Genomic DNA, 8,199 nt, shown 5'->3' with positions numbered 1-8,199 from the left:
GATTTACTTTGCGCGCCGACGCGCGAAGTGGCTCACATTTCAATTGCGTTTGACAAAGGAAAACCTGACGAAGGATGGGGCGAGTAAACCAGCCAATGGCGGCGTTTTCGAACAGGCTTAGCTAGCCGATCACGCCCAAAAACTCGCTTACTACCCAATAGCGATGTTCGCGGTCTTTGTGGCTGAGTTCAATTGCGCCCAGCGTCGGGCGGGCAGACCTGGGCACCAGGAGAATCCATTGATTCTTCGCACCGCCTCGGCGTTTGAGGCCTTAATACTCTCCGACCGTGTGACTCGCGGGTCATGGAGCGGGGCTGCTTTGACCTAAGATTGCAAGGACTTTTCAGGGGCTGGCGATGCGCCGATACGGGATGTATAGCTCGCTACGTGTCGCTTGAAGTAGCGCCTCAGGCTGTCGTCGCATGCATAGATAAAGGTGCCTCGTATGCCTCGTAGCATGATGGTTCGGTAGATATTCAGTATGTATCGTTTGAGCTCGTTCGGATCTTTAATGGTCTGTTTGCCCATCCGATCATGATAATTCTTGCTGTCGATGATGATCTGATCGAGCTTGTCGTCATAGCGGATTTCACGGCCGAAGATCACGCCGGTGTAGTTCAGGTCATACCCCTGGGTGGTATGGATGCAACCCACTTCGCCCTCGGCGTTTTTGGCATTGATCCAATCAATCGTCTTGCGGTTCCACCACAGTCGAATGTCACCTATTTCGATGTCATGCAGGCTGGCGGTTTTCTTGGAGCGCCAGGGCCAGGAGTAACCGGCCACCAGCCGCGCCAGGCCATGGCTGCGGTTTTTATGCTCTATCTCCCTCACCATGTCGGAGAGCTCATCGAAAACCAGAAACTCATACTTGTTGGAGCTGAACGTTTCGCCAGCTGGAAGCCGCACATGCAGAAGGTCGTCGATAAACTCCACGTAGTGCTGCCCGGCACGGACCCGGAACTGGGAGATCAGCGTGATGATTGTGCTGTCTGGCGATGTTTTGATCTTGTCGAAGTCCGATGCGTTGGCATCGGATGGCTTGACGCTTTGGCCGGGGTCATAGAAGAAAACCGCTTTATCTGACTGGCGCGTCACCCAGTCCACCTCACTGCACGTATTCTTGTCCATGCCAAGAGTCGTACAGGCCGTGTCGAAGCCCTTGAAATACTGTCCAAGGTTGACACGCTTACGCAGGCGATGCGACTCATCCACCAGGACGATGTCGTAGTGCCGCTTCGTCAGGTCGGAAGGGCTGATGACCATATCCGAGCGCAGGCCCTTAACATTCCGGAACGCTTTCTTCAACGTGTTCCTGAACGAGTTCATGGAGATCACCAGCGCCATGCGGGGGTTGGGCAGCAATTGCTTGATCCGCCGCAGCAGTTCACGTACTTCCTGCTCCTCCTCCGAGAATTCGCGCAGATCCAGCTCTTCAAGGTCGGAATGAATGAGCTTGAAAAGAAATATCGCCAGTACCGACTTGCCGGTTCCCGCGCCGCCTTGGACCACGATATGTTTGAGCCCGGGATCGACGAGGGCTCGCATAATTTCGATCAGGCCTTGTTGCTGGTCGGCTGACAATGATTTATACGGCGAGTACTTGAAAACGTCGGAGTTGTCGATGGTTTCGATGGATTTTTTGGCAACGCCCTGCTTGCGCAGTTTTTCCCAGGCCTGCCTAAATATCTTGGAATAGAGTTCATCCCTCTGGTAGTAGTTGTGATCGGTCAGGCCGAGATTTCCGTTCAACATGCTGAACTGGCCATCGGCGGATAAGTACTTTATGAGGGAGGACTCGATGTCAAGTGTCGCTGACTTGTTGAAGCGTTCACTGCTGACGAGATGCACCGTCGTCAACAACTTCTTCTCAGGATGCTTGATATGCGTACCCAGGCGAGCAACCGCGTCCGTCGTCTCGCCGACGTAAGCACGACGTGATTTCCCATCGCTGAGAATGTACACAAGCGGCCAATTGTTCGCCGCGTATGCGTTGGTCTCGACATCCGTCAGGGTTTTTGCGGAGAACTCATAGCGGTTCACTTCGACGAGGTGGGGTTGGCTCATAGCTCGTTATATTTTTTTGCGGTTCCCTTGGCTTTGTGCACGGGGTACTTTTGCTCGTTCTTCTCGATTTTATCTAGGACGATTTTCTTTATGTCGAAGTTGTAAGCGTCAGATAGCAGCAGCGCGTACGCCAAGACATCGGCAAGTTCTTCTTTTACCTTTTCGGGGTCGGCGGCTTCAGGTGGTTTCCATAGGAAAACCTCCAGCAGTTCACTGGCCTCGATGCTGAGTGCCAAGGCCAGATCCTTGGGGTTGTGGAATTGCTGCCAGTTTCGTTCGTCCCGGAACTGGCGCAGCCGCTGAATGACTTCTTCCATTTCTTACTTTCCCGATGGAGGTCGCTAAATGGATAATAGACTGGTCACTAGCAAGTTGCACTCTCGCGAGCCATGACGGCACGTGGCGGGATTCGCATGTTGGAAAACTCGGGGAACCAGCCCAAACAAAAAGCCGCTCTGCATTCGCAGTAGCGGCTTTTTAAATTCTGGTGCCCGGGGCCGGAATCGAACCGGCACGCCTTGCGGCGGGGGATTTTGAGTCCCCTGCGTCTACCAATTTCACCACCCGGGCGGGGGATGCGCTGTCCTGAGGGATCAGGGCAGGCTGGCAAGAAAGTCGGCCATTATACGTGATCCCGGCGAGTTTGGCAGGCGGGCCGGGGGTTGGGGCCGGCCCGCCGCGGGGATCAGTCCTGGCGCGGTTCGGGGAGGAACCAGTTCATGACCAGGGCGCAGATGCCGCCGGTGGCCACGCCCGATTCCAGGACGCTTTTGAGGGCGTGGGGCATGTGGGCGAGGAATTCGGGCACTTGCGAGACGCCCAGGCCGAGGGCGAGGGAGACGGCGATGATGAGCAGGGCGCGGCGGTCCAGGCGGATGCCGGCCAGGATGTTGATGCCGGAGGCGGCCACGGCGCCGAACATGACCATGGCGGCGCCGCCCAGGACGGGTTCGGGCACGGCCTGGAGGATGCCGGCCACGGCCGGGAAGAGGCCGAGGAGGATGAGCATGGCGGCGATCCAGACGCCGACGCGGCGGCTGGCGATGCCGGTGAGCTGGATGACGCCGTTGTTCTGGGCGAAGACGGAGCTGGGGAAGGTGTTGAAGACGCCGGCCAGGAGGGAGTTGGCGCCGTTGACGAGGACGCCGCCTTTGATGCGCTGCATCCAGACCGGGCCCTGGACGGGCTGGCGCGAGACTTGGCTGGTGGCGGTGATGTCGCCGATGGCTTCGAGCGAGGTGACCAGGTAGATGATCAGCATGGGCACGAAGAGGGGCCAGGAGAAGGACAGGCCGAAGTGCAGGGGCACGGGCACTTGGAAGAGGGCGGCTTCGCGGGCGCCGGTGAGGTCGAGGCGGCCGAGGGAGGCGGCGGCGAGGTAGCCGATGGCCAGGGCGATGACGAGGGCGGCGCTGCGCACCCAGACGACGGGGATGCGGTTGAGGACGATGATGGTGCCCAGGACGAGGCCGGAGAGCAGGAGGTTTTCGCTGTTGGCGAAGGTGCCGTTCTGCATGGCGGCAAAGCCGCCGCCCATGCTGATGAGGCCGACCTTGATGAGGGTCAGGCCGATGAGCAGGACGACGATGCCGGTGACCAGGGGGGTGATGAGGCGTTTGACGAAGGGCAGGATGCGGGAGATGCCCATTTCGACGAAGGAGCCGGCGATGACGACGCCGAAGATGGCGGCCATGACGGCTTCGACGGGGGTGCCCTGTTTGACCATGATGCTGCCGCCGGCGATCAGCGGGCCGACGAAGTTGAAGCTGGTGCCCTGCACGATGAGCAGTCCGGCGCCCAGGGGGCCGAAGCGGCGGCACTGGACGTAGGTGGCGATGCCGGAGATGACCAGCGACATGGAGACGATGAGGGTGGTGTCGCGGCTGGAGACGCCCAGGGCCTGGCAGATGAGCAGGCCCGGGGTGACGATGGGCACGAGGATGGCCAGCAGGTGCTGCAGGGCGGCGATGAAGGTGACTGGGGCGGAGGGCCGGTCATCGGGGCCGTAGACGAGGTCGGGGGCGGTCTGTCGGTCGGCCGCGTCGGGCAGGGAGGAGGATAGGGGGGCGGAGCTCATGGTCGGAAAGAGCGGTGGTTGGGCCGGCCAAAGTGCGGGATTTTACCGGGCTTGGGGGCAGGGAGGGAGCCCGGGGACGGGAGGGGGGAGGCTAGACTCTTGAAATCGGCCGGGGCCGTCCCCATGTCGGGAGGGCCTGGCGGGCCGCCGCCATCGACCATCCAACCATTTTTCAGCCAATCTTCTCCATCATGACTCAAGACGCCACGTCCGAAACCCTGGGATTCCAGGCCGAGGTCAAGCAGTTGCTGCACCTGATGATTCATTCCTTGTATAGCAACAAGGAGATCTTCCTGCGCGAGCTGGTTTCGAATGCCTCGGATGCCTGCGACAAGCTGCGCTTTGAAGCCATCGACCAGCCGGATCTGCTGGCCGGCGACGGCGATCTGGCCATCCGCGTGAGCTATGACAAGGCCGCGCGCACGATCACGATTGCCGATAATGGCATCGGCCTGTCGCGCGAGGAGGCCATCGCCAATCTGGGCACGATCGCCCGTTCCGGCACGCGCGAGTTTTTTGCGCAGCTGACGGGCGACAAGCAGAAGGATGCCCAGTTGATCGGGCAGTTTGGCGTGGGGTTTTATTCGTCTTTCATCGTGGCCGACAAGGTGAGCGTGCTGAGCCGCCGCGCCGGTTCGGACGAGGCCATCCGCTGGGAGTCGGATGGCCAGGGCGAGTTTTCGATCGCGCCGGCCGAGAAGGCCGGCCGCGGCACGGATGTGGTGCTGCATCTGCGCGCCGACGAGGATGAGTTTCTCAGCGGCTGGAAGCTGCGCGAGATCCTGCGCCGTTATTCCGATCATATTTCGCTGCCCATCCAGATGCGCAAGGAGGAGTGGGACGCGGACAAGGGCGAGCAGGTCATCCGCGATGAGTGGGAGACGGTCAATCAGGCCAATGCCCTGTGGACGCGCAGCAAGGGCGATATCAGCGATGAGCAGTATCGCGAGTTCTACAAGACGGTCTCGCATGATTTCGAGGATCCGCTGGCTTGGACGCATAACCGCGTGGAGGGCCGCAGCGAGTACACGCAGCTGCTGTATGTGCCGCGCCGGGCGCCTTTCGATCTGTGGGACCGGGACGCCCGCCGCGGCGTGAAGCTCTACGTCAAGCGTGTGTTCATCATGGATGACGCCGAGCAGCTGTTGCCGACCTATCTGCGTTTTGTGCGCGGGGTGATTGATTCGGCCGATCTGCCGCTGAATGTGTCGCGCGAGATTCTCCAGGAGAGCCGCGATGTGCGCGCCATCCGCGAGGGTTCGGCCAAGCGCATCCTGTCGCTGCTGGAGGATCTGGCCGAGAACCGCCCGGAGGATTACGCCGCTTTCTGGGGCGAGTTCGGCCAGGTGCTGAAAGAGGGCGTGGGCGAGGATCCGTCCAACCAGGAGCGCATCGCCAAGCTGCTGCGCTTTGCGTCGACGCAGTCGGGCGATGCGGCGCAGACGGTGTCGTTGGCCGATTATCTGGGCCGCCTGAAGGAGGGCCAGGACAAGATCTATTACGTCACGGCCGATAGTTTCTCGGCCGCGAGCAACAGCCCGCATCTGGAGATTTTCCGCAAGAAGGGGATCGAGGTGCTGTTGCTGTGGGACCGCGTGGACGAGTGGATGCTTTCGCATCTGCGCGAGTTCGAGGGCAAGTCGCTGGTGTCGGTGGCCAAGGGCGGCCTGGACCTGGCCGATCTGGCCGACGAGGAAGAAAAGAAGAAGCAGACCGAGGTGGCCGAGTCTTTCAAGCCGCTGGTCGAGCGTCTGCAGGCCGCGCTGGGCGAGCAGGTCAAGGAGGTGCGCGTGACGCTGCGCCTGGTGGATTCGCCGGCTTGCGTGGTGGTGGGCCAGAACGATTTGAGCCCGCATCTGCTGCGCATGCTCAAGGCCGCCGGCCAGGAGGCGCCCGAGGTCAAGCCGGTGCTGGAGATCAATCCCGAGCATGCCCTGATCGCCCGCATCCGCGATGTGCCGGACGCCGATTTCGGCGCCTGGGCGCAGCTGCTGCTGGACCAGGCGCTGTTGGCCGAGGGCGCGCAGATCGCCGATCCGGCGGCCTTCGTCAAGCGCCTGAACGCGCTGTTGCTCAAGGTTTGAGGCCTGGCAGGCGGACGGCCCTTCGGGGCCGTTTTTTTTTGGCGGGCCTGGGGTTCGCCCGGCGCGCGACACTCTAGAATGCGGGTTCCTGGACTAGATTGCCGCCGCGATGATCGATCTGCGCAATATCGAGACTTTCTTCTGGGTCGCCACGCTGGGCGGTTTTCGGGCGGCGGCCGAGAAGCTCAACGCCACCCAGCCGGCGATTTCGCAGCGCATCGCCAGCCTTGAGGCCGATCTCAAGGTGCGTTTGTTCGAGCGCGACACGCGCGGCATCCGGCTCACGGCCAAGGGGCAGGAGCTGCTGTCGCATGCCGAGCGCATGCTGCAGCTGCGCCACGATATGCAGGCCGCGGCCGTGGCCAAGAATGTGATGAGCGGCACGCTGCGCCTGGGGGTGTCCGAAACCCTGGTGCATACCTGGCTGCCGCGTTTCATGGAGCGGCTGCACGATGCCTATCCGGCGCTCATGGTGGAGATCCAGGTCGAGACCACCACCGCGCTGGAAGCTCAGCTCGCCTCGCATCAGATCGACCTGGCGTTTTTGCTCGGCCCGCTCAAGGATGAGCGCGCCGAGAATCTGTTTCTGTGCGATTACCCTTTGTCGTGGCTGGCCAGCCCCAAGCTCAAGGTCGGCCGCCAGCCGGTGGCGCTCAGGCATCTGGCGCAATGGCCCATCATCACTTATAGCGCCACCACCGAGCCGCACCGCGCCGTGCGCCACGCCTTGCACGAGGCGGGCGTGAAGGCGCCGCGCATGTATGGCAGTTCGGCGCTCAGTGTGATCGTGCGCATGGCCATGGACGGCATCGGCACCGCCGTCATCGCGCCTATCTTTCTGCGCGAAGAACTCAACCAGGGAGAGTTGCGCATCTTGCAGGTCAAGGCGCCGGATCTGCCGCCGCTGCATTACACGGCGAGCTGGATGCGCGGGCCGGACAGCCATGTGCCGGAGGTGGTGGCGCGCATGGCGCAGGAGATCGCGCATGCCGACAGCCAGCGGCGGGCCAGCGCGCCGCCGCGCTAGCGTTTTCCCTTAAGGGTTTCACCCTGATAAGAAAAATTGATCGGACGGTATCGCAACATGTGATTGGACGCTGGCGATGGCTTGAGGTGCAATGCCGCCCAACAACATCACAAGGGAAAAACCATGGCCTCATCCGCCAAGCCGGCCTATCAGGCGCGCCTGGATGCGCGCAACGGCAAGCATACCGGCCCCACGGCCAATGTCGCGCCCGGCCATGTGCAGGCCAATCTGGCCATCCTGCCGCGCGCGCTGGCCGCCGATTTTCTGCACTTTTGCCAGCTCAATCCCAAGCCCTGCCCTTTGCTCGCGATGTCGGAGCCCGGCGATCCCAGTCTGCCGCGCTTGGGCGAGGATATCGACATCCGCAGCGATGTGCCGCGCTACCGCGTCTGGAGAAACGGCGAGCTGGTGGACGAGCCCACCGATATCCGCGCCTATTGGCGCGATGACTTGGTGTCTTTCCTGATCGGCTGTTCCTTCTCTTTCGAGGAGGCCATGCTGGACAACGGCCTGCCGGTGCGTCATATCGAGCAGGGCTGCAACGTGCCCATGTACCGCACCAATGTGCCGACCGAGCGGGCGGGGCCTTTCGGCGGCCCGCTGGTGGTGTCCATGCGCCCCTTGAAGGCCGCCGACGCCATCCGCGCCATCCAGGTGACCTCGCGTTTTCCGTCGGTGCATGGCGCGCCGGTGCATTTTGGCGATCCCTCGCTTATCGGGATTGCCGATATCAATCGGCCCGACTATGGTGATGCCGTCGAAATCCGCGAGGGCGAAATCCCGGTGTTCTGGGCTTGCGGCGTGACCCCGCAATCCGTGGTGGCCGCCGTCAAGCCGGAGTTTTGCATCACGCACGCGCCGGGCCACATGCTGGTCACCGATTGGCTGAACAGCCGCGTGGCCGTGCTCTGAGTGCCTGGCGGCCCCAGGGCCGCCTGTTTCAT

At 61.8% G+C, this 8,199-nt stretch carries 6 protein-coding genes and 1 tRNA gene; 3 read left to right on the top strand and 4 right to left on the bottom strand.

The genetic code is table 11. The features are described from left to right. Positions 1–324 precede the first annotated feature (324 nt). From L540_RS16040 to L540_RS16025, 4 genes are all read right to left on the bottom strand, one after another. Positions 325–2,067 (bottom strand): DUF2075 domain-containing protein, encoded by a 1,743-nt coding sequence (locus L540_RS16040; RefSeq protein WP_048026518.1) that lies wholly within the window; start codon positions 2,065–2,067, stop codon positions 325–327. Next, positions 2,064–2,384 (bottom strand): nucleotide pyrophosphohydrolase, encoded by a 321-nt coding sequence (locus L540_RS16035; protein WP_043213901.1) that lies wholly within the window; start codon positions 2,382–2,384, stop codon positions 2,064–2,066. The genes L540_RS16040 and L540_RS16035 overlap by 4 nt, the downstream gene beginning before the upstream one ends. Before the next feature lie 168 nt (positions 2,385–2,552). After that, positions 2,553–2,637 (bottom strand) — tRNA-Leu (locus tag L540_RS16030). A gap of 115 nt (positions 2,638–2,752) precedes the next feature. Further along, positions 2,753–4,144, bottom strand: a complete 1,392-nt coding sequence (locus L540_RS16025) for a uracil-xanthine permease family protein (RefSeq protein ID WP_043213904.1) — start codon at positions 4,142–4,144, stop codon at positions 2,753–2,755. Positions 4,145–4,335: 191 nt separating this feature from the next. Between L540_RS16025 and htpG the strand changes: the two genes are divergently transcribed. The 3 genes from htpG (at position 4,336) to L540_RS16010 (ending at position 8,167) form a co-directional block, all read left to right on the top strand. Next, positions 4,336–6,228 carry a molecular chaperone HtpG gene (gene htpG, locus L540_RS16020; protein WP_043213906.1) on the top strand — a complete coding sequence of 631 codons (1,893 nt, stop codon included), beginning with the start codon at positions 4,336–4,338 and terminating at the stop codon, positions 6,226–6,228. A 109-nt stretch (positions 6,229–6,337) separates the two neighbouring features. Further along, on the top strand, positions 6,338–7,255 hold the full coding sequence (locus tag L540_RS16015; RefSeq protein ID WP_043213907.1) for a LysR family transcriptional regulator: 918 nt from the start codon (positions 6,338–6,340) through the stop codon (positions 7,253–7,255). Positions 7,256–7,378: 123 nt separating this feature from the next. Further along, a complete protein-coding gene (locus L540_RS16010) occupies positions 7,379–8,167 on the top strand; it encodes a putative hydro-lyase (RefSeq protein ID WP_043213908.1) in 789 nt (262 codons plus the stop codon). The last annotated feature ends 32 nt before the right edge of the window (positions 8,168–8,199 follow it).

Source organism: Bordetella pseudohinzii, assembly GCF_000657795.2.
GTDB classification, from domain to species: Bacteria; Pseudomonadota; Gammaproteobacteria; order Burkholderiales; family Burkholderiaceae_B; genus Bordetella; species Bordetella pseudohinzii.
The sequence above is the reverse complement of the archived record's forward strand: the minus strand, read 5'-3'. Positions and strand labels throughout refer to the sequence as shown.